Origin of the sequence: Kocuria sp. CPCC 205235 (genome assembly GCF_040980905.1) — a bacterium.
Classification (GTDB): Bacteria; Actinomycetota; Actinomycetes; order Actinomycetales; family Micrococcaceae; genus Kocuria; species Kocuria carniphila.
Genome location: NZ_JAVKPR010000003.1, coordinates 18,677 through 37,825, shown reverse-complemented (window position 1 = coordinate 37,825; position 19,149 = coordinate 18,677). Strand labels below are relative to the sequence as shown.

At 65.3% G+C, this 19,149-nt stretch carries 19 protein-coding genes; 17 read left to right on the top strand and 2 right to left on the bottom strand.

The window, feature by feature from the left end; translation table 11 throughout:
• The first annotated feature begins 63 nt into the window (after window positions 1-63).
• On the top strand, window positions 64-1,713 hold the full coding sequence (gene hflX, locus RF638_RS03050; RefSeq protein ID WP_368841431.1) for a GTPase HflX: 1,650 nt from the start codon (window positions 64-66) through the stop codon (window positions 1,711-1,713).
• 2 nt (window positions 1,714-1,715) lie between these two features.
• Window positions 1,716-3,776, top strand: a complete 2,061-nt coding sequence (locus RF638_RS03045; RefSeq protein ID WP_368841430.1) for an ATP-dependent DNA helicase — start codon at window positions 1,716-1,718, stop codon at window positions 3,774-3,776.
• Between the two features lie 164 nt (window positions 3,777-3,940).
• Here the strand turns inward: RF638_RS03045 and lexA are convergent, their stop codons facing one another.
• Entirely contained in the window at window positions 3,941-4,690 is a 750-nt protein-coding gene (lexA, locus tag RF638_RS03040; protein WP_368841429.1) for a transcriptional repressor LexA, read from the bottom strand.
• 307 nt (window positions 4,691-4,997) lie between these two features.
• On the opposite strand from lexA, the gene RF638_RS03035 reads away from it, so the two are divergent.
• The 7 genes from RF638_RS03035 (at window position 4,998) to RF638_RS03005 (ending at window position 9,789) form a co-directional block, all read left to right on the top strand.
• A complete protein-coding gene (locus RF638_RS03035; RefSeq protein WP_095796693.1) occupies window positions 4,998-5,357 on the top strand; it encodes a LysM peptidoglycan-binding domain-containing protein in 360 nt (119 codons plus the stop codon).
• A gap of 37 nt (window positions 5,358-5,394) precedes the next feature.
• Window positions 5,395-6,498, top strand: coding sequence for a histidinol-phosphate transaminase (locus RF638_RS03030; RefSeq protein ID WP_259914212.1), 1,104 nt, complete (start codon window positions 5,395-5,397; stop codon window positions 6,496-6,498).
• Window positions 6,499-6,615: 117 nt separating this feature from the next.
• The gene (hisB, locus tag RF638_RS03025) at window positions 6,616-7,233 is read left to right on the top strand and encodes an imidazoleglycerol-phosphate dehydratase HisB (protein WP_259914209.1); all 618 of its coding nucleotides are present in this window, start codon (window positions 6,616-6,618) and stop codon (window positions 7,231-7,233) included.
• Window positions 7,230-7,955, top strand: a complete 726-nt coding sequence (gene hisH / locus RF638_RS03020) for an imidazole glycerol phosphate synthase subunit HisH (protein ID WP_259914206.1) — start codon at window positions 7,230-7,232, stop codon at window positions 7,953-7,955. The genes hisB and hisH overlap by 4 nt, the downstream gene beginning before the upstream one ends.
• Window positions 7,952-8,113, top strand: coding sequence for a hypothetical protein (locus RF638_RS03015; RefSeq protein WP_165189398.1), 162 nt, complete (start codon window positions 7,952-7,954; stop codon window positions 8,111-8,113). The genes hisH and RF638_RS03015 overlap by 4 nt, the downstream gene beginning before the upstream one ends.
• A 73-nt stretch (window positions 8,114-8,186) precedes the next feature.
• Window positions 8,187-8,936: a bifunctional 1-(5-phosphoribosyl)-5-((5-phosphoribosylamino)methylideneamino)imidazole-4-carboxamide isomerase/phosphoribosylanthranilate isomerase PriA gene (gene priA / locus RF638_RS03010; protein WP_095796690.1), complete on the top strand. Its 750-nt coding sequence runs from the start codon at window positions 8,187-8,189 to the stop codon at window positions 8,934-8,936.
• Window positions 8,929-9,789: an SseB family protein gene (locus tag RF638_RS03005; RefSeq protein ID WP_259914199.1), complete on the top strand. Its 861-nt coding sequence runs from the start codon at window positions 8,929-8,931 to the stop codon at window positions 9,787-9,789. Before priA ends, RF638_RS03005 begins: the two co-directional genes overlap by 8 nt.
• Here the strand turns inward: RF638_RS03005 and RF638_RS03000 are convergent.
• Window positions 9,786-10,211 carry a DUF1844 domain-containing protein gene (locus tag RF638_RS03000; protein ID WP_095796688.1) on the bottom strand — a complete coding sequence of 142 codons (426 nt, stop codon included), beginning with the start codon at window positions 10,209-10,211 and terminating at the stop codon, window positions 9,786-9,788. The genes RF638_RS03005 and RF638_RS03000 overlap by 4 nt on opposite strands.
• 339 nt (window positions 10,212-10,550) lie before the next feature.
• Between RF638_RS03000 and infC the strand changes: the two genes are divergently transcribed.
• The 8 genes from infC to pheT all read left to right on the top strand — a co-directional run bounded on the left by infC (window position 10,551) and on the right by pheT (window position 19,146).
• The gene (gene infC, locus RF638_RS02995; RefSeq protein WP_259914317.1) at window positions 10,551-11,579 is read left to right on the top strand and encodes a translation initiation factor IF-3; all 1,029 of its coding nucleotides are present in this window, start codon (window positions 10,551-10,553) and stop codon (window positions 11,577-11,579) included.
• A 125-nt stretch (window positions 11,580-11,704) separates the two neighbouring features.
• On the top strand, window positions 11,705-11,902 hold the full coding sequence (gene rpmI, locus RF638_RS02990; protein WP_016998296.1) for a 50S ribosomal protein L35: 198 nt from the start codon (window positions 11,705-11,707) through the stop codon (window positions 11,900-11,902).
• Window positions 11,903-11,997: 95 nt separating this feature from the next.
• Window positions 11,998-12,384, top strand: a complete 387-nt coding sequence (rplT, locus tag RF638_RS02985; RefSeq protein WP_016998297.1) for a 50S ribosomal protein L20 — start codon at window positions 11,998-12,000, stop codon at window positions 12,382-12,384.
• An 8-nt stretch (window positions 12,385-12,392) separates the two neighbouring features.
• Window positions 12,393-13,313, top strand: a complete 921-nt coding sequence (locus RF638_RS02980) for a TrmH family RNA methyltransferase (protein ID WP_368841428.1) — start codon at window positions 12,393-12,395, stop codon at window positions 13,311-13,313.
• A complete protein-coding gene (locus RF638_RS02975) occupies window positions 13,310-13,909 on the top strand; it encodes a (deoxy)nucleoside triphosphate pyrophosphohydrolase (protein ID WP_129701568.1) in 600 nt (199 codons plus the stop codon). Before RF638_RS02980 ends, RF638_RS02975 begins: the two co-directional genes overlap by 4 nt.
• Before the next feature lie 2 nt (window positions 13,910-13,911).
• Window positions 13,912-15,405, top strand: coding sequence for a DHA2 family efflux MFS transporter permease subunit (locus RF638_RS02970; protein WP_368841427.1), 1,494 nt, complete (start codon window positions 13,912-13,914; stop codon window positions 15,403-15,405).
• 124 nt (window positions 15,406-15,529) lie between these two features.
• Window positions 15,530-16,588: a phenylalanine--tRNA ligase subunit alpha gene (gene pheS, locus RF638_RS02965; RefSeq protein WP_368841426.1), complete on the top strand. Its 1,059-nt coding sequence runs from the start codon at window positions 15,530-15,532 to the stop codon at window positions 16,586-16,588.
• Between the two features lie 2 nt (window positions 16,589-16,590).
• Window positions 16,591-19,146 (top strand): phenylalanine--tRNA ligase subunit beta, encoded by a 2,556-nt coding sequence (gene pheT, locus RF638_RS02960; RefSeq protein WP_368841425.1) that lies wholly within the window; start codon window positions 16,591-16,593, stop codon window positions 19,144-19,146.
• The last annotated feature ends 3 nt before the right edge of the window (window positions 19,147-19,149 follow it).

Here is a 19,149-nt window from a genome sequence, read left to right as displayed (position 1 = left end):
GCTCCGTGTCGGGGTGCAGCGATAGACTGAACGAATTACCAGCAGCTTGCAGATCAAGGAATTATGACTGAATCTCACCGCCCCGAAGACTCCCAGCACCGCGCGTCGGTGACACCGGGGGAACCCTCGGGCGCCGATCTCGAAGACGTCGTCGCCAGGGTTCTGGCTCGCGCCCACGCGCAGAAGGAACCCACCATTTTCCGCGACGGCGCTCAGGATGCCACCGAACAGCGCCGCGACCCCCTGGGCCGCGCGCGCGAACTTCTCGACGAGGATCCGCAGTTCTCCGACGCCGACGGCGAGCAACAAGACCTTGCCGAACGTCATGCACTGCGCCGTGTCGCCGGTCTCTCCACCGAACTCGAAGACGTCACCGAGGTCGAATACCGTCAGCTCCGCCTGGAACGCGTGGTGCTCGCCGGCCTGTGGTCCGCCGGAACCCTGGCTGACGCGGAGAATTCACTCCGGGAACTCGCCGCGCTCGCAGAGACCGCCGGTTCCGAGGTCATGGACGGAATGCTCCAGCGCCGTGTGAACCCGGATCCTGGAACCTACCTGGGCTCGGGCAAGGCCATGGAACTCCGGGACGTGGTCGCGGCAACCGGGGCGGACACCGTGGTCGTCGATGCCGAACTCGCGCCGTCCCAGCGTCGTGCCCTGGAAGACGTGGTCAAGGTCAAGGTCATCGACCGCACCGGTCTGATCCTGGATATCTTCGCCCAACACGCCAAGTCCAAAGAGGGCAAGGCGCAGGTCGAACTGGCACAGCTGGAATACATGCTCCCTCGCCTCCGTGGTTGGGGTGAGTCGCTGTCCCGCCAAGCCGGTGGCCGTGCCGCTGCCGGTGAAGGCATTGGCTCGCGTGGCCCCGGTGAAACCAAGATCGAACTCGACCGACGCAGGATCCGCCAGCGCATGGCTAAACTGCGCCGCGAGATCGAAGCAATGAAGCCGGCCCGTGAAACCAAGCGGCTCAACCGCAAACGTTTCTCGGTGCCGTCCGTGGCCATTGCCGGCTACACCAACGCCGGGAAGTCGTCGCTGCTCAACCGCCTCACGGACGCCGGTGTGCTCGTGGAGAACGCGCTGTTCGCCACGCTGGATCCCACCGTGCGCAAGGCGGAAACCCCGGACGGTATCGGCTACACGCTCTCGGACACCGTGGGTTTTGTGCGTTCGCTGCCCACTCAGTTGGTCGAAGCCTTCCGCTCCACGCTGGAAGAAGTGGCGGACGCGGACGTGATCGTCCACGTGGTGGATGCCTCTCACCCGGACCCCGAGGGTCAACTCAAGGCCGTCCGCGATGTTCTCACGGACGTGGGGGCGACCGACATCCCGGAATTAGTGGCGCTCAACAAGGCAGATGTCGCAGATCCCGTGGTGCTGGGTCGTCTCCTCAACCATGAGAGCCCTTCGGTTGCCGTCTCGGCTCGCACGGGTGAGGGCATCGAAGAACTCAAGCAGCTGATCTCTCGGGCGATCCCGCGCCCGGATCACGAGCTGGACCTGCTGATTCCCTATGTCCACGGTGAAGTCGTCTCGCGACTACATGCCCAGGACGCCGAGATTCTGAGCACGGAGCACACCGAGGACGGCACGCGCTTGCGCGTGCGCGTCCGGGGAAGCCTCGTGGCGGAACTCGAGGAGTACCGGCTTGGAGCGGCGTCGGCGGAAGATGCGCAGCCGGACGAAAACGGCGCGGACACCGCATAGGTATGGCAGACCCGTTCATTGACGAGACCGGGCGGGACATTTCGGACCTTCGGCCCGAAACCCTGCCCGGAGCCAAGGATTCGCTCGAGCTCCTCGACGCCGCCGTGACCGCCATGGGCGGGCAGAGGCGCGACGGGCAGCGGTTCATGGCGGCCAAGGTAGCCGAGGCCCTGGACACCCGCAAACACCTCTTGGTTCAGGCGGGTACGGGCACGGGTAAATCCCTGGCCTACCTGGTTCCGGTGTTCGAGCACGCCCAAACCGCAGATAAACCCGTGATCATTTCGACCGCGACTTTGGCGTTGCAGTCGCAGGTGACCGGTCGCGACGTGCCGCGGGTATTGGATGCGGTCGAGGAGCACCTGGAGCACCGGCCCAACGTGGCCCTGCTCAAGGGCCGCTCCAATTACGCGTGCCTGCACAAGATCGGCGGTGGGTACCCCACCGATGACGACGCCGCTCTGTTCAATCTCGCTGAACCGGCCGGTTCCGCTCGTGGCGGGGAGACGGCCGTGGGTAAGTTGGGCCAGCAGGTCAAGCGGTTGCGCGAATGGGTCGAGTCCACAGAGACCGGGGACCGGGACGACGTGCAGCCCGGCGTTTCCGATGCAGCCTGGCGTCAGGTCTCCGTGACCGCTCGTGAGTGCATCGGGCGCAAATGCCCGCTGATCGAGGAATGCTTTGCCGAGAAAGCACGGTTGGCCGCGGGCGAAGCGGACGTGGTGATCACCAACCACGCGCTGCTGGCCATCAACGCCTTCGAGGGGTTGGCCGTGCTGCCCGAACACGACGTGGTGGTCGTGGACGAGGCTCACGAACTGCAGGACCGGGTCACGGGGGCCGTCACCGGTGCGTTGTCCGGTGCCGCGGTACGCGCGGCGGCGAGCGGCGTGCGTAAACACACCGCGGCCCCGCACGAGGACCTGGACAAGGCTGCGGATGCCTTCGACCGAGCTTTCAACGGCGATCCGAACGGACTGCTGCCGCGAGGATTCACCGAAGAGCAGGTCTACGCCGTGCGGGGAGTGCAGGACGCCGCACGTGCCGGATTGAGCGCGACCAAGGGTGACTCCAACGCGGAGGACGCGGGCCGTCATGCGGCGCGGTCACGGTTGTCCGAGATTCTCGACACCGCTGATCGCCTGCTCACGGCCAACACGGATCACGATGTCCTGTGGATCTCCCGTGTGGGGCGTTGGGAGCAGTCCTCCGGCTACGTGTCACCGGATGCCGGTGAACCGGCAACCCTCAATATCGCTCCGCTCAGCGTGGCGGGCGCGCTGCGAGAAGGACTCTTCGACGGCCGCACGGTCGTGCTGACTTCTGCCACGTTGGCCGTGGGGTCATCGTTCTCGTCCGTGGCCGGTGCCCTCGGTCTGCAGGGTGCGGGCGCTCCGCCGTGGCGCGGCGTGGACGTGGGAAGCCCGTTCAACTACCCCAAGCAGGGAATCCTGTACGTGGCCAGGCACCTACCCAAGCCGGGCCGGGGCGTGTCCTCGGAGCAGTTGGCTGAATTGGCCGAACTGCTCAAGGCCTCCAACGGTGGTGCCCTGGGGCTGTTCTCGTCCCGCCGCGCAGCGGAAGAGGCAACCGAGAAACTGCGCGAACTGATCGACACTGAGATCCTCTGCCAGGGGGAGGCGTCCCTGCCGTCGCTGGTGAAGGACTTCACGGACGACCCCACCGCCAGTCTTTTCGGGACCATGAGCCTGTGGCAGGGCGTGGACGTGCCCGGGAATTCGTGTCGCTTGGTGGTCATCGACCGCATTCCGTTCCCGCGGCCTGATGATCCACTGGGGACCGCCCGGACCAGGGCCATCGAACGTGCCGGTGGTAACGGCTTCATGGCCGTGTCCGCGACTCACGCCGCGGTGAAGCTTGCCCAGGGTGCGGGACGCCTGATCCGTTCCAGCAACGACCGCGGTGTGGTTGCCGTGCTCGATTCGCGATTGGCGACGGCGCGATACGGAACCTTCCTGACCAAGTCACTGCCGCCGTTGTGGCCCACCGCGGACAAGACCAAGGTGCTGGGTGCACTGAAGCGGCTCAGCAGCTCGCAGTAGTTCCGCAGCAGCATGGGGAGATGACGTTCAGACACGGGCGGAACGTGATCCTGCAGTCGCTGGGAGCCGTTTCCTTTTGGTGAACCCCCGAACGGAAACCGGCCCGGTAGGTGAATTCACCTACGGGCCGGTTCTTTCATGGTGAGTGGCTAATGGAGGATCCGTCAGAGGGACCGGAAAACCGATACAACCTTGCCCATCACCGTGGCGTGATCGCCCAGGATGGGCTCGTACTGGGTGTTCTGCGGCAGTAGCCAGGTGTGACCGTCACGCTGGCGGAAGGTCTTGACCGTAGCCTCGTCATCGAGCAGGGCCGCCACGATGTCACCGTTGAGCGCGGTGTTCTGCTGGCGCACCACGACCCAGTCACCGTCACAGATAGCGGCGTCGATCATCGAATCACCGGACACCTTGAGCATGAACAGGTCACCGTGACCGACGAACTCGCGCGGAAGTGAGAACACGTCTTCGACCGACTGCTCTGCCGTAATGGGGCCACCGGCCGCGATTCGTCCGACCAGGGGCACCGAAGCCATGGAGTCATCCGGGCTGGTGGTGGGCAACTGCGTGACGTTGTGCAGTGTGCCGTCCGAAGCCTTCGGAGACTGCTCGGCCGGTTCTGGCTCGCCCAGTTCCCGAGCCAGTTCGGCCTCCGAGAGCGGGCGCAGAACTTCCATGGCCCGAGGGCGCCGAGGGTCTCGGCGGATATAGCCAAGCTTCTCGAGCTGGCCCAATTGGTGGGTCACGCTCGATAGCGAGGCGAGGCCCACAATATCGCCGATTTCACGCATCGACGGGGGATAACCGCGCTCACCGATGGCTCGCTGCACCGCCCCCAGGATGGTTCGCTGACGCGCGGTCAGTGGCCGCTGGGGTCGCTGGGACTCCGAACCGGAGGGGGAAGGTGTGCTCACGAGTTGGGGTCCTTTCACCGTTTTCCGACCGCGGGGTCAACCGCGACGTACTCCGTACCCGTCGAGTTCAATCCTGCCGCTTATGCGTGTCAGTGACGTTCGGTCAACTAGTACGGACGTTGCTTCAAGACTAGTGCGCCAAGAGTGAGGACTCAAACACATGTTCGATTTTTCTCTCGACAAGGTTCGTACACCCGTGCTAGAACTTAACGCAGATATTCGAAAACGTGTTCTAACGCCGGGGAAAGGGTTCGAACACCCTGCCGCTTCATCCCGCGGTCACCGGAAAGTTCACCAGGAGGTTGCCATGACCACACATATCTTGCCCACCAGCGCCCAAAGCTTCACTCGCGCGCCCAAGCTCAACCTGACCCGTCGCGGACGGTTCGTCTTCATCGGACTGCCGCTCATTACGGGTGCCGCCGCACTGCTGGTGGTTGCGGTCATCTTCCTGCTTCCCTCCACGGTTCAGGCCAATACCGATCCCGTGGGCGAACCCGTAACCCACTCCGTGACCGTCCAGTCCGATCAGTCCCTGTGGGAGATCGCTTACGCAGCGGACCCGCAGCGCGACACCCGTGAGGTCATGGACGACATCGTGGAGCTCAACGGACTGGCATCCTCGGAACTGTCCGCCGGTCAGCTGCTGGAGATCCCCGCACGCTGAATCGTGTGAAGGCCTGCTCGGCGCTTAAGCTAGGGGAGTGAGCCAAAATCTCGATCGCCTAGAAGCCCTGCCCCTCCGTGAGAACCTGCGGGGCATGTCCCCGTACGGCGCACCCCAACTTGATGTTGCGGTTGCCTTGAACACGAACGAGAACACGCACCCCGTTCCCCAGCCCGTGGTGGACGCCATCACCGACCGTGTTTCGCGGGCCGCAGGTCAGCTCAATCGCTATCCGGATCGGGAATTCACGGAACTTCGCACGGCATTGGCCGCATACCTGGACCACGGACTGACCGCCGACAACCTCTGGGCAGCCAACGGTTCCAACGAGATCCTGCAGCAGATTCTGCAGACATTTGGTGGCCCCGGACGTTCGGTCCTCACCTTCGTGCCGACCTATTCGATGTACCCCTTGCTGGCCTCCGGGACGGGAACCAAGTTCATCGCGGGTCAGCGCGCGGAAGATTTCACTTTGACGGCTGAGTCCGCCGCGAAGCAAGTACGTGAGCACAAGCCCGATGTGGTCATTCTGTGCTCGCCGAATAATCCAACCGGCACTGCGCTTGGCCTGGACGTGGTCGAAGCCGTGTACGAGGCCGCGGAAGAATCCAACTCCATGGTCATCGTGGATGAGGCCTACGCGGAGTTCGCCCGATTCGGCACTCCTTCAGCGCTCACACTGCTCGAGGGTCGCCCTCGCTTGATCGTCACCCGCACCATGAGCAAGGCCTTTGCGCTGGCCGGTGCCCGTTTGGGCTATTTCGCCGCGGCCCCCGAGGTCACGGATGCCATCCGTTTGGTCCGGTTGCCCTATCACCTCTCCGCCGTCAGCCAGGCGACCGCCCTTGCGGCGCTCGAACACAGCGATGTCCTGTTGAGCACCGTAGAAGACATCAAGATGCAGCGCGACCGAATTGTCGACGACCTCAAGCGCCTGGGTCTGGAACCGGCCGAATCTGATTCCAACTTCGTGTTCTACGGGGGCATGGAGAACGCCCAGCAGATGTGGCAGAACCTGTTGGATCAGGGCGTTCTGGTGCGCGACGTCGGAATCGCCGGCCACCTGCGCGTGACCGCAGGCACCGAGGACGAAACCACCGCATTCCTGGCCGCAGTGGAGAACTACCTGCAGCAGAAGTAATCCGCGGGTGGAGTCATCCACCCGTCATCCTGCGGGCCCGGCAGGCCCGCGCATTAGACTGAAGAGCGCCGCTGTTTCCGGCAGGCGCACGCAGAATTCGAGGAGTTACACCCCGTGATGTCCCCAACCAACTCACCTCGTACGGCCGTGGTGGAACGCGTAACCAGTGAATCCACTGTCCGCGTGGAACTGAACCTGGACGGCACCGGTCAGTCCAACATCGAGACCACCGTGCCCTTCTACAACCACATGTTGACGGCGCTGTCCAAGCACTCCCTGATCGACCTCAACGTTCAGGCCCACGGGGACACCGACATCGACGTGCACCACACGGTCGAGGACACCGCCATCGTGCTCGGTGACGCGTTCCTGAAGGCGCTCGGTGACAAGCGAGGCATCCGTCGCTTCGGTCAGGCCACCGTCCCGTTGGACGAGGCGTTGGCCTCGGCGGTCGTGGACGTGTCCGGCCGACCGTACGTGGTGCACACAGGCGAACCCGAAGGCCAGCAGTACCACTTGATCGGCGGTCACTTCACCGGCTCGATGACTCGCCACGTGTTCGAGTCCTTCGCCTACCACGCCCAGCTGTGCCTGCACATCGATGTCATTCGCGGTCGGGACCCGCACCACATCGTGGAAGCGCAGTTCAAGGCACTGGCCCGCGCACTGCGCGAGGCCGTGGAACGCGATGCCCGCATGGCTGACACCATCCCGTCCACCAAGGGAGCTTTGTGAACCCCGGTAACGAACAGGTGACCGAGACCGAACAGGCCCCGTGCGTCGTCGTTCTCGATTACGGCGCAGGCAATGTGCACTCGGCCGTGCGCGCACTGGAGGCCGCAGGAGCACGCGTGAAGCTCAGCGCCGATCCGCAGGACGTGATGGATGCCGACGGGCTCGTCGTCCCCGGCGTGGGTGCCTTCGCAGCGGTCATGGATGGACTGCGCTCCGTTCAGGCTCCCCGACTCATCGACCGTCGCCTCAGCGGCGGCCGACCCGTTCTGGGCATCTGCGTGGGCCTGCAGGTCATGTTCGATGAGGGTGTCGAACACGGTGAACGTTCGGAAGGCTTGGCCCAGTGGCCCGGAACCGTGGAGCGCCTGAACGCACCCGTGGTACCCCACATGGGTTGGAACACTGTGGAACCGCCGCAGGATTCGATCCTCTTCAAGGGCATTGAGAACGAGCGCTTCTACTTCGTGCACTCCTACGGTGTGCAGGACTGGAATTTCGATCAGACCATTGAGCGCATGAAGGCACCGGGCGTCACGTGGTCCGAGCACGGTGGCCCGTTCGTTGCGGCGGTGGAGAACGGCGCGCTGAGTGCGACGCAGTTCCACCCGGAGAAGTCCTCGGCCGCAGGCATTGCCCTGTTGCGCAATTGGCTCAGCACGCTGCCGCGCACCGGCCGCATGGCGGACCGTATGCCGGCGCGGGGCGCGGAGGTCGAAAAGTGACCTTCTCCATGCTGACCATGGTGCTGGGGGCGTTCTTCGCCGGTGGTGCCATTTCGTTCAAGCAACAGAAGAAACCGCTGTGGTCGGTGTTGCTCTTGGCGGCCATTGCCTTGGCGCTGATCATTTACGGCGCGTATTCCTGGTTCACGTCCGTGTAGTTCCCGCCGCGGCGTGGGTCGCGGCATCTTTCGTGCAGTCATTGAGCGGTATCCACCGCCGGTAAGGAGAACCATGTCTCAAGACACCACCCCCCGTTTGGAATTGTTGCCCGCAGTGGACGTGCAAGACGGCCAGGCCGTGCGTCTCGTTCAGGGTGAGGCCGGTTCCGAAACCGGGTACGGCGATCCCGTGGACGCCGCACTCATGTGGCAGGAGGCCGGGGCGGAATGGCTGCACCTGGTGGACCTGGACGCGGCGTTCGGTCGCGGTGACAACATCGACGTGCTGCGTCGCGTGGCCGAGCGGATCGAGATGAAGATCGAGATGTCCGGCGGTATCCGTGACAACGAATCCCTCGAGCGGGTTCTGTCCCTCAACCCCGCTCGCATCAACTTGGGCACCGCAGCCCTCGAGAATCCCGAGTGGACCCAGCGCGTGATTGCCGAGCACGGTGACGTGATCGCCGTGGGCCTGGACGTTCGCGGCACCACCCTGGCCGCGCGCGGCTGGACCAAGGAAGGCGGCGATCTCTGGGAGGTCCTGGATCGCCTCGAGGCCGACGGCTGCTCCCGTTACGTGGTCACGGACGTGACCAAGGACGGCACGCTCAAGGGCCCCAACGTGGACTTGCTGGCCGAGGTGGCCCGTCGCACCGACAAGCCCGTGGTGGCCTCCGGCGGCGTGTCCTCTCTTGAGGACATCGCTGCGCTGCGCGAACTCGTGCCCGTGGGCGTCGAGGGCGCCATCGTGGGAAAGGCCCTCTACGCGGGTAAGTTCACGCTGCCCGAGGCCCTCGACGTGGCCGGCCGCCCGAATGCCTGATAGCTCCGACTCTCGATCGTTGCCCGCGCACATCGCGGCGCAACTACGCTCGGCCGGCGGTAGCGAGGACACCGGCGGCCAGGCGTGGGAGGGTCGCAACCTGGGGGAGGGCACCAGTCACACGCACCTCTTCCCCGACGACGACGGCGCCGCGGCACCCGGGATTTCCGCCGCCTTGGCGGCGTGGCGAGAAGGGCGCGCCTCCGAAACGGATGTCGTTGCGGCACTGCCCGGTATCAGGGTCTTCGTGCCGATCGTGGCCGAGGTCACCCATTCTGAGATCACTGAACACGGTTTGGTGTCCGATAAGGAAGCTGACATGGCCCTGGTGAGTCTGCGCACCGCCGACGGCCGCAAGGCCCTGCCGGTGTTCACCGCTGTGAATGAGCTGTCCGCGTGGAACTCCGAGGCGCGACCCGTTGCGGTGGATATCCGCAAGGCAGCGCTGTCCGCGGTTCAGGACGGATCAGATCTACTGGTCGTGAATCCGGGTTCTGACCCGGCCTTCGTGGTGCGTCGTCCGGCGATGTGGTGCGTGGCGAAAGCTACGGCCTGGACGCCGTCGTACCTGGATTTCTCCGTGGACGACGCCGTTCTGCGTGCCGCCCTGGACATGGAGCACATTGTCTCCGCACGCACCGAGCCGGGCCCCGGAATCAATGGGAAGCGATCGGACGGGGCACTGCTGAACGGCGGCGCCACGGGTCCCGAACTCGTGATCGTGTTGCAACTGACTCCAGGACTGACCCAAGAAATGGTTCAGGCCACGATCGGCCAGTACCAGCAGAAGCTGGTCACCGAGCCGATCATGGCCGCGAACGTGGATTCCTTGGGGCTTCGCCTGACCGCTTAGCCGAACACCGGGCCGGTGAACTTTTCACCGGGGCCGGCGCCGGGGGCGTCCGGGAACGGGGATGCCTCACGGAAAGCTAACTGCAGGGACTTCAAACCGTCACGCAGGGGAGCCGCGTGCTGCGAGCCGATCTCCGGGGCGGCGGCGGTGACATAACCCGCCAGTGCGGTAATGAGTTTGCGGGCCTCATCGAGGTCCTTGAGTTCCTCGGCGTCGTCACCAGCGGCCAGGCCGCACTTCACGGCCGCGGCACTCATGAGGTGAACGGCGGCCGTAGTAATGACCTCGACGGCGGGAACTTCCGCGATGTCGCGCATCTGCTCGTTGACCGCCTCGACGGTCTCGTCGGGGGCGCCGTGTGCGCCGTGGCCCTGGGTGTTGTCGTCGAATTCGAAGCGCTCGTTGCGCGGTGCATCGGTCATGGATCTACTCTAAATCAGTCTGGCAACGCGGCGGCGCCGAGCAATATGTGCGGGTGGTGAGGCGATCATCACCTCCACGGTTCGCGCTCACGGCCGCCCATGCGCTAAACTATTTGGCAGTGTGCAAGTGGAGGTACCTCCCACCCGTGTCCGCCCGCGTCAAACCGGGTTGTAGGACTCCGGGTCAGTGACCGGAAATCCGAGATCCACGCCGTGAGGTGTGTGATCCATTCGTAATTCTGATGACAGTGTGGTTTCAACCTCCGCTCGCGCCTATCGCAGCGGAGGTTTTTTGTTGCGGTAGTTCATAGCAACGGGGAAACCCACGAACATCAGGAGATTGGCATTAGCGATCCACGTATCAATGACAGAATCCGTGTCCCGGAGGTCCGCCTTGTCGGACCCGGCGGCGAGCAGGTTGGCATCGTACGCGTCCAGGACGCACTGCGGCTAGCACGCGAATCGGATCTCGATCTGGTCGAGGTCGCACCCAACGCCAAGCCTCCGGTGGCCAAGCTCATGGACTTCGGCAAGTACAAGTACGAGGCCGCGGTCAAGGCTCGTGAGGCTCGCAAGAACCAGGCGAATACCGTGCTCAAGGAAGTTCGGTTCCGCCTGAAGATCGACACTCACGACTACGAGACCAAGGTCGGTCACGCCAAGCGCTTCTTGGGTGCTGGCGACAAGGTCAAGGCCATGATCCAGTTCCGTGGCCGTGAGCAGCAGCGCCCCGAAATGGGCGTCCGTTTGCTCGAGCGTCTCGCGGAAGATGTCGCCGAGGTGGGTGTGGTGGAAACCAACCCCCGCGTCGACGGTCGCAACATGGTCATGGTCATCGGTCCGCTGAAGAACAAGGCTGAGGCTCGCGCCGAGGCCCGTCGTCAGAAGCAGCGCGACGAGTCCAAGGCGGACAACGAGCGGAAGCAGCGGGTGGACACCTCCAAGGCTGCCCCCGTGACCCAGTCCATCGGGGATGCGTTCCCGGAGGAACTGCGGAGCAAGGCAACCGCTCCGGAGACCACGGAAGAAGCACCGGCTCAGAACACCGAGCAGGCCAAAGTTTCGGACCAGGCTGATACCAAGCCCGAGTCCACCGAGGTCGAGGCACCCAAGGCTGAACCCAAGGTTGTGGATGCTCCGGCCGTTGATCCCAAGATCGGTCAGGCTGCTCCGGCAGTGACCGAGACGGAGGAACAGGCGGAGAAGCGCACCGAGGAGGCTTCCACCGAGAAGCCCAAGGCGGCGGCGTCGTCGACCAAGCCCAAGGCGGCCAAGGAGAAGCCCAAGGCTGCTCCCAAGCCCGTCGCGGCCCCGAAGCCCGGTGCCCCCAAGCCCGGAGCTCCCAAGCCGGGTCCCGCTAAGCGCTGAGGCGCGCAGCACACAGTGAATTGACATCGTTGGGCGTGCAACACGCTCAACACAAGCGTGGCCGTCGCTTGCGAGCGGCGGCCCACCGGTGTGCGTCACCGGTTGAACCAAAGGAGACGGCCACCATGCCGAAGATGAAGACCCACAGTGGAGCTAAGAAGCGTTTCAAGCTCACCGGTTCGGGCAAGGTCAAGCGTCAGCAGGCCAACCGCCGCCACTACTTGGAGCACAAGTCTTCGCGACTGACCCGCCGCCTCGCGAGCGATCAGATCGTGAGCACCCCGGGCGAGGCCAAGGCCATCAAGCGGATGCTGGGCAAGTAAGCCAGCGCTAACCAAGTTTTGTGCCGTGAGAACGGCACTGTGAAGTTTGAGATTGTTCCGATCGCGATCGGAACCGAACCGTAAGGAGTACACACGTGGCACGTGTGAAGCGGGCGGTCAACGCCCACAAGAAGCGTCGTGAAATTTTGGAGATGGCCTCCGGTTACCGCGGACAGCGTTCGCGCCTGTACCGCAAGGCCAAGGAACAGGTGCTGCACTCGTACACCTACTCCTACAACGACCGTCGCAAGAAGAAGGGCGATTTCCGTCGCCTGTGGATCCAGCGCATCAACGCTGCTTCCCGCGCCAACGGCCTGACCTACAACCGTTTCATCCAGGGCCTGAAGGCCGCTGAGGTTGAGGTGGACCGTCGCATGCTGGCTGAGCTGGCTGTCAACGACGCCAACGCTTTCGCCGCTCTGGTCAAGGTTGCCAAGGACGCACTGCCGGAGGACACCTCCGCACCGCGCAACGCTGCCTGATCAGGTTCGTGAACTTCACCGAGCGCCTGGGAGACCGGCTGCTGTCCAACACCCGTTCTGATCGGGTTCGTGACGTAGCCGCGTTGACCAGGCGCTCGGTTCGTTCCAAGCGCGGAGTGTTCCGCGCCGAAGGCCCCCAGAACGTGCGCGAAGCACTGCGGCTGGCCCTCTCTGACATGCCACCGCCCGGATTGCCGGGACTTGAGGCTGTCTATGTCACCGAGGCGGAGCTGGAGCGACACCTGGACATCGCCGCTGATCTGGAAGCGGTGTCCGAACGCGGGGGAGTGTTCATCCGCGCGGTCAGCCCCGAGGTGCTCGCGGCCATGACCGACGCCGTCACGCCGCAGGGAATGCTGGCCGTGTGCTCCCTCCCCTCCCTCACACTTGATGCCGCGCTGGCGCGGGCCGAGCTGGCCTGCGTGCTCGTGCGCGTCCAGGACCCCGGTAATGCCGGAACGGTCGTGCGCGCCGCGGATGCCGCCGGCGCCCAGGCTGCCGTGTTCACCTCCGGCAGTGTTGATCCGTTCAACCCCAAGGCCGTGCGATCCTCGGCCGGTTCGCTGTTCCACGTCCCGGTTGTCACGGGCGCAGAGATGGCCGAGATTGCCGACACCGCCCAGTTGGCCGGCCTGGGGATTCTTGCCGCGGACGGTTACGCGTCCGTGTCGGTCGATGATCTTGCCGACGCCGCTCTGTTGCGTTCCGCGGGCGTCTCACCGTCCGACGATGCCGCTTACGACCTGTCCCGGCCCACCGCATGGCTGTTCGGCAATGAGGCGCAAGGCCTGACCGAGGACGAAAAAGACCACGCCGATCTGGCCGTGGCCGTCCCGCTCTACGGGGCCGCAGAATCACTCAACGTAGGCACCGCAGCAACGGTGTGCCTGTATTCGTCGGCGCGTGCGCAGCGCCGCGCCCACTCATGACCACCGCGTCCGCGCAGGATCCGCTCACGCGGGTCACCGGCGCGGCCATCCTCGACAGCTCTGCAGCGCCCACGCGATTGCTGGTGGCCCAACGCGCCTACCCAGAGAAGTTGCGTGGTCTGTGGGAGTTCCCGGGCGGGAAACAAGACCCCGGCGAAGGCGCTGAGGAAGCGCTCGTTCGGGAATGCGGCGAGGAACTCGGCGTGACCGTCCGCCTGTTGGACGAAGTCCCCGCTCCGAACCCGGAGGGCTGGCCCCTCAAAGGAACCGCCGTGATGCGTGTCTTCACCGCGGTGGTCACCGATGACCGTGAGCCCGCCGCGGGGGAGGACCATCTGCAACTGCGCTGGGTAGCCCTGGATAACCCCGCAGCGATTCTCGATCTCGACTGGATCCCCGCGGACCTGCCCATAGTCCGGGCACTGCTCGAGCAACTCGCGGTGGTCGGAACGACCACCGCCGGACCCGAGAACTCAGGTGTGGGCACAGCGCTGTCGGGCCCATTGATCGCCGACGCCGCCCACACCGGTGCCCCAGTCACCGGCACCGCAGACACCGGCGTCCCCCGCTCCAGAACCTCCCACAGCGGACGCTGATCATGGCGCAGCACACCGAGACGCGCCGCGACCCCGCCGCGTGGAGCGCCCTGTGGGCCATGGTCTTGGGATTCTTCATGATCCTGGTGGACGCCACCATCGTCTCTACCGCCGTCCCGGCCATCATGGCGGGCCTCAACGCTCCCATTGGGGGAGTGTTGTGGGTGACCAGCGCCTACCTCCTTGCCTATGCAGTGCCGTTGCTCATCACGGGCCGATTGGGTGATCGTTTCGGTCCGCGCACCATGTACCTGCTGGGGCTGTCGATCTTCACCCTGGCGTCCCTGTGGTGCGGGTTCGCCGGAAGCCTCGAAAGTCTCGTGGCCGCCCGCGTCGTCCAAGGGCTCGGCGCGGCCATCCTCACGCCGCAGACCATGTCCGTGATCACCCGGATGTTCCCGAGCGAAACCCGCGGCACCGCCATGGGTATCTGGGGCGCCACGGCCGGTATCGCCACGCTGGTAGGACCGCTCCTGGGCGGCGTGCTCGTGGACCTGGCCGGTTGGCAGTGGATCTTCTGGGTCAACGTTCCGGTCGGAATCTACGCCCTGTGGCGTGCGGCCAAGTACCTCCCTCGGTTCGAACGTCGCAGTCATTCACTGGACTTCCCCGGTGTACTGCTCTCCGGTGTGGGCCTGTTCCTCATCGTGTTCGGCGTGCAGGAGGGCCAGGACTACGAGTGGTCCACCGTGGTCGGTCCCATTACGATCCCCGTGGTCATCGGAACCGGTGTGGCCGTGATGATCGCGTTCGTCGCGTGGCAGGCCAAGAATCACCGCGAGCCACTGGTCCCGCTCGCGCTGTTCCGCGACCGTAATTTCTCGCTGGCCAACGTGGCGATCGGCGCGGTCAGCTTCACCGTGAACTCCATGATCATTCCCGCGATGCTCTACTTGCAGCTCGTCCGGGATCTCGATCCCACGGTGGCGGCGCTCAGTTATGCACCCATGTCGCTGCTGTCCGCGATCCTGGCTCCGCTCGTGGGACGGTCGCTGGCCAAGCGCACTCCGCGATCCCTTGCGCTCCCGGGACTCATCATCATGTCGCTCTCGCTGGCGGCCTACGCTTTTGCCCTGCGCGTGGATACGCCCATTTGGTTGTTGGCCGTCATGACCCTGGGCATCGGGCTGGGCAGCGCCATGGTCTGGTCGCCGGTCTCGATCGCGGCCACCTCCAATCTCCGTCCCGACCGCGTGGGCGCCGGCTCCGGGGTGTTCAACACCACGCGCCAGGTAGCCGCCGTCCTCGGCGCAGCCATGGTCGCCGTCCTGCTGCAAGCGCGACTGGCCGCGAATCTGCCTGAAGGTGCGGGGACGACGTCGCTCGCGGCGTCGTCGAGCGCGGGTGGGCTACCCGAGGCGCTTCAGGAAGGCTTTGCCGCCGCGGTGACCCAGACCCTGCTGCTCCCGGCCGCCGTTCTGCTGCTGGGCGCGATGGCTGCCGCGTTCTTCACCCCGCCGCGCTGGTGGGGTGAGCCCGAGACGAAGAGCCGCTAGCCGATCCACTAGACTGGATCTGCCCGCACCGTCATCGCTGCGGGCATTTACACGGGGACCGCGGCGCCGTCGCTGACGCCGGGCCTCCCGCTGAACCCGTCCGCGAGCAGGAACGCGAGAAACCATGTCCGAACCCACATCGTCCATCGAGGTGGACCCCACTGACGAAGCCGGGGTCACCTCAGCCGTAGAACGCGCGCTCGCCGAGATCGAGACAGCTTCCGACCTCGACGAATTGAAGGTCGTGCGACTGGCCCACACCGGTGAGAAGTCACCGCTCGCGTTGGCCAACCGCAAGATCGGTGGCCTGGACAAGGCCCAGAAGGCTGTTGCCGGCAAGCTCGTCGGTCAGGCCCGCGGCCGCGTGAACAAGGCTGTGGCCGCACGCACCACCGTGCTCGAGGAAGAGCGCGACGCCCGCATCCTCGTGGACGAGGCCGTGGATGTCACCGCCGCGACCCGCCGCGCGCGACTGGGCGGACGCCACCCCCTCACCAACCTGATGGACCGCATCGGCGACGTGTTCGTGGGCATGGGCTGGGAGATCGCGGACGGCCCCGAGCTCGAACACGAATGGTTCAACTTCGATTCGTTAAACTTCAAGCCGGACCACCCGGCCCGCCAGCTGCAGGACACGTTCTTCGTGGACCCGCCGTCCTCGCACCTGGTCATGCGCACCCACACCTCACCCGTGCAGATGCGCTCCCTATTGGAGCGCGAGCTGCCGGTGTACGTGGTGTGCCCGGGTAAGACCTACCGCACGGACGAGCTGGACGCGACCCACACCCCGGTGTTCCACCAGGTGGAGGGCCTCGCCGTGGACGAGGGTCTGTCCATGGCCGACCTCAAGGGCACGCTCACGCACTTCGCGCGAGTGATGTTCGGTGAAGAAGCCCAGATCCGATTGCGCCCCAATTACTTCCCGTTCACCGAACCCTCCGCCGAGCTGGACGTGTGGCACCCCACCGCCAAGGGTGGCCCCCGTTGGATCGAGTGGGGCGGCTGCGGCATGGTGCACCCCAACGTGTTGCGTGCGGCCGGTATCGACCCCGAGCGGTACTCGGGCTTCGCGTTCGGCATGGGTATCGAGCGGACCCTGATGTTCCGCAACAACGTCCCGGACATGCACGACATGGTCGAGGGCGACATCCGTTTCAGCGAGCACTTCGGGATGGAGATCTAATCATGCGAGTTCCTTTGTCATGGCTGCGCGAGTACGCGCCCGTACCCGAGAACGCAACCGCCGAGGACGTCCTGGCCACGCTGGTCAAGGTGGGCCTCGAAGAAGAAGACATTCACCGCCCCACGGACGAGCTCTCCGGGCCCATCGTGGTGGGCCAGGTGCTCACTATGGAGCCGGAAACCCACTCCAACGGCAAGACCGTGAACTGGTGCACTGTGCGCGTGGTTCCGGAAGGCCAGGAGCAGACGCTGACCGGCAAGGGCATCGACCCGTCCGGTGTGCAGGGCGTGATTTGCGGTGCCCATAACTTCACCGTGGGCGACAAGGTCGTGGTGACCCTGCCCGGTGCCGTGCTGCCCGGCGACTTCAAGATCTCCGCGCGCAAGACCTACGGTCACACCTCCGCCGGCATGATCGCCTCGGTGCGTGAACTGGGCATCGGTGATGATCACGACGGCATCCTGGTGCTCTCCACCCTGGGCCTGGACCCGGAACTGGGTTCGGACGCCATGGAACTGTTGGGCCTCTACGACTCCGCCGCCGAGATCAACGTGACCCCGGATCGCGGGTACGGCTTCTCGCTGCGCGGTGTGGCCCGCGAGTACTGCCACGCCACGCGCTCACCGTTCACAGACCCCGTGGCCGAGCTGGCCGCAAAAGTGCCCGCCGCGAACGACTCGGGCTTCTCGGTTACGCTGGCCGACGACGCCCCGATCATCGGACGCGAGGGCTGCACCCGGTTCGTGACCCGCGTGGTCGAGGGCGTGGATGCGACCGCGCCCACCCCGCCGTGGATGTCGTCCCGCTTGCGCTTGGCCGGGATTCGTTCCCTGAGCCTTCCCGTGGATATCTCCAACTACGTGATGCTCGAATACGGCAACCCGATCCACAACTACGACCTGGACAAACTCCAGGGCGGCATCACCGTGCGTCGGGCCCAGCAGGGCGAGAAACTCACCACGCTGGATGACAAGACCCGCAAACTCGACTCCGAGGATCTGCTCATCACGGACGAGTCCGGTCCCGTCGGCATCGCCGGTGTCATGGGTGGTGCCACGACCGAGGTCTCGGACTCCACCACACGCATTCTTGTGGAGGCCGCGCGTTTCGATGAGATCTCGATCGCCCGTACCGCGCGTCGCCACAAGCTGCCGTCGGAGGCGTCCAAGCGCTTCGAACGCGGTGTGGACCCGCAGGTCGCCCCGGTGGCCGCTCAGCGCGTGGTCGATCTATTGGTCGAACTTGCCGGCGGCACCGACACCGGTGCGGTGACCGACGTCGATCAGACCGTGGCTCCCGAGTCCATCGACCTGCCCGCGGGATACGCCGAGGCCCGCGTGGGCGTGGACTACTCGCCCGAAACCATCGAGCACTCGCTGGGCGAGATCGGTGCCGAGGTCCTCGAGACCGCGGACGGCTGGACGGTCACCCCGCCCACATGGCGCCCGGACCTGAGCGACAAGGAAGACCTGGTCGAGGAGATCGCCCGCCTGGACGGGTACGACAAGATCCCCGATCGGCTTCCGGTTGCGCCTCCCGGTCGCGGGTTCACCCGCTGGCAGGCCGCACGACGCCGCGTGGCCAACTCTCTGGCCGCAGCCGGCCTGACCGAGGTGCTCAGCTACCCGTTCGTCTCCCAGGACGAGAACGACCTGTGGGGCTCGGCGTCGGAAGGCACGACCGTCGAGTCGGTCAAGCTCGCCAACCCGATCAGCGAGGCCAAGCCGTTGCTGCGGGTCAGCATCCTGCCGGGCCTGCTCGAGGTGCTCAAGCGCAACCACTCCCGCGGTTTTCGTGACCTCGCGTTGTTCGAATCCGGTCACGTGTTCCTGCCCGAGGGCTACACCCCGGACACCCAGCCCATCCCGCCATTGGGCGAACGCCCCTCGGAAGACGACTTGGCGCGCCTCAACGCGGCCATTCCCGATCAGCCGCGCAAGCTCGCTGCGGTGTTCACGGGCAACGACGCCGCCGCGGGACCCTGGGTAGCGCCGCGTCGCCTGGATTGGCAGGACGCCTTGGACTCCGCCATGCTCGCCGCGGATGTGCTGGGTGTGGAACTCACGGTCACGCAGGGCCAGCACCAGGCCTTCCACCCGGGACGTACCGCCACCCTGAGCACCTCTGACGGTGCGGTCATCGGTGTGGCCGGCGAACTGCACCCCAAGCTCGTGGCGGCACAGAACCTGCCGGAACGCACGTGCGTCATGGAACTGGACCTTTCGGCGTTGATCGAACGTGAGATCCCGTCCGTGGTGGCCGAGTCGATCTCGGGATACCCCGCAGCAACGCAGGACGTGGCGCTCGTCGTCGATCTGGATCTCCCGGCGGCTGAACTCTTGGCGACCGTGGAAAGCGGTGCCGGGGAGCTGCTGGAATCGGCCAACGTGTTCGACGTGTACTCGGGTACCGGTGTGGAGGACGGGAAGAAGTCCGTGGCCATTGCCATGCGATTCCGAGCTTCGGACCGTACCCTGACCGCCGACGAAGCATCAGAGGCCCGCACCGCGGCCGTGGCCGCTGCTGAAGCCGCTCACGGCGCGCAACTGCGTGGCTGACAC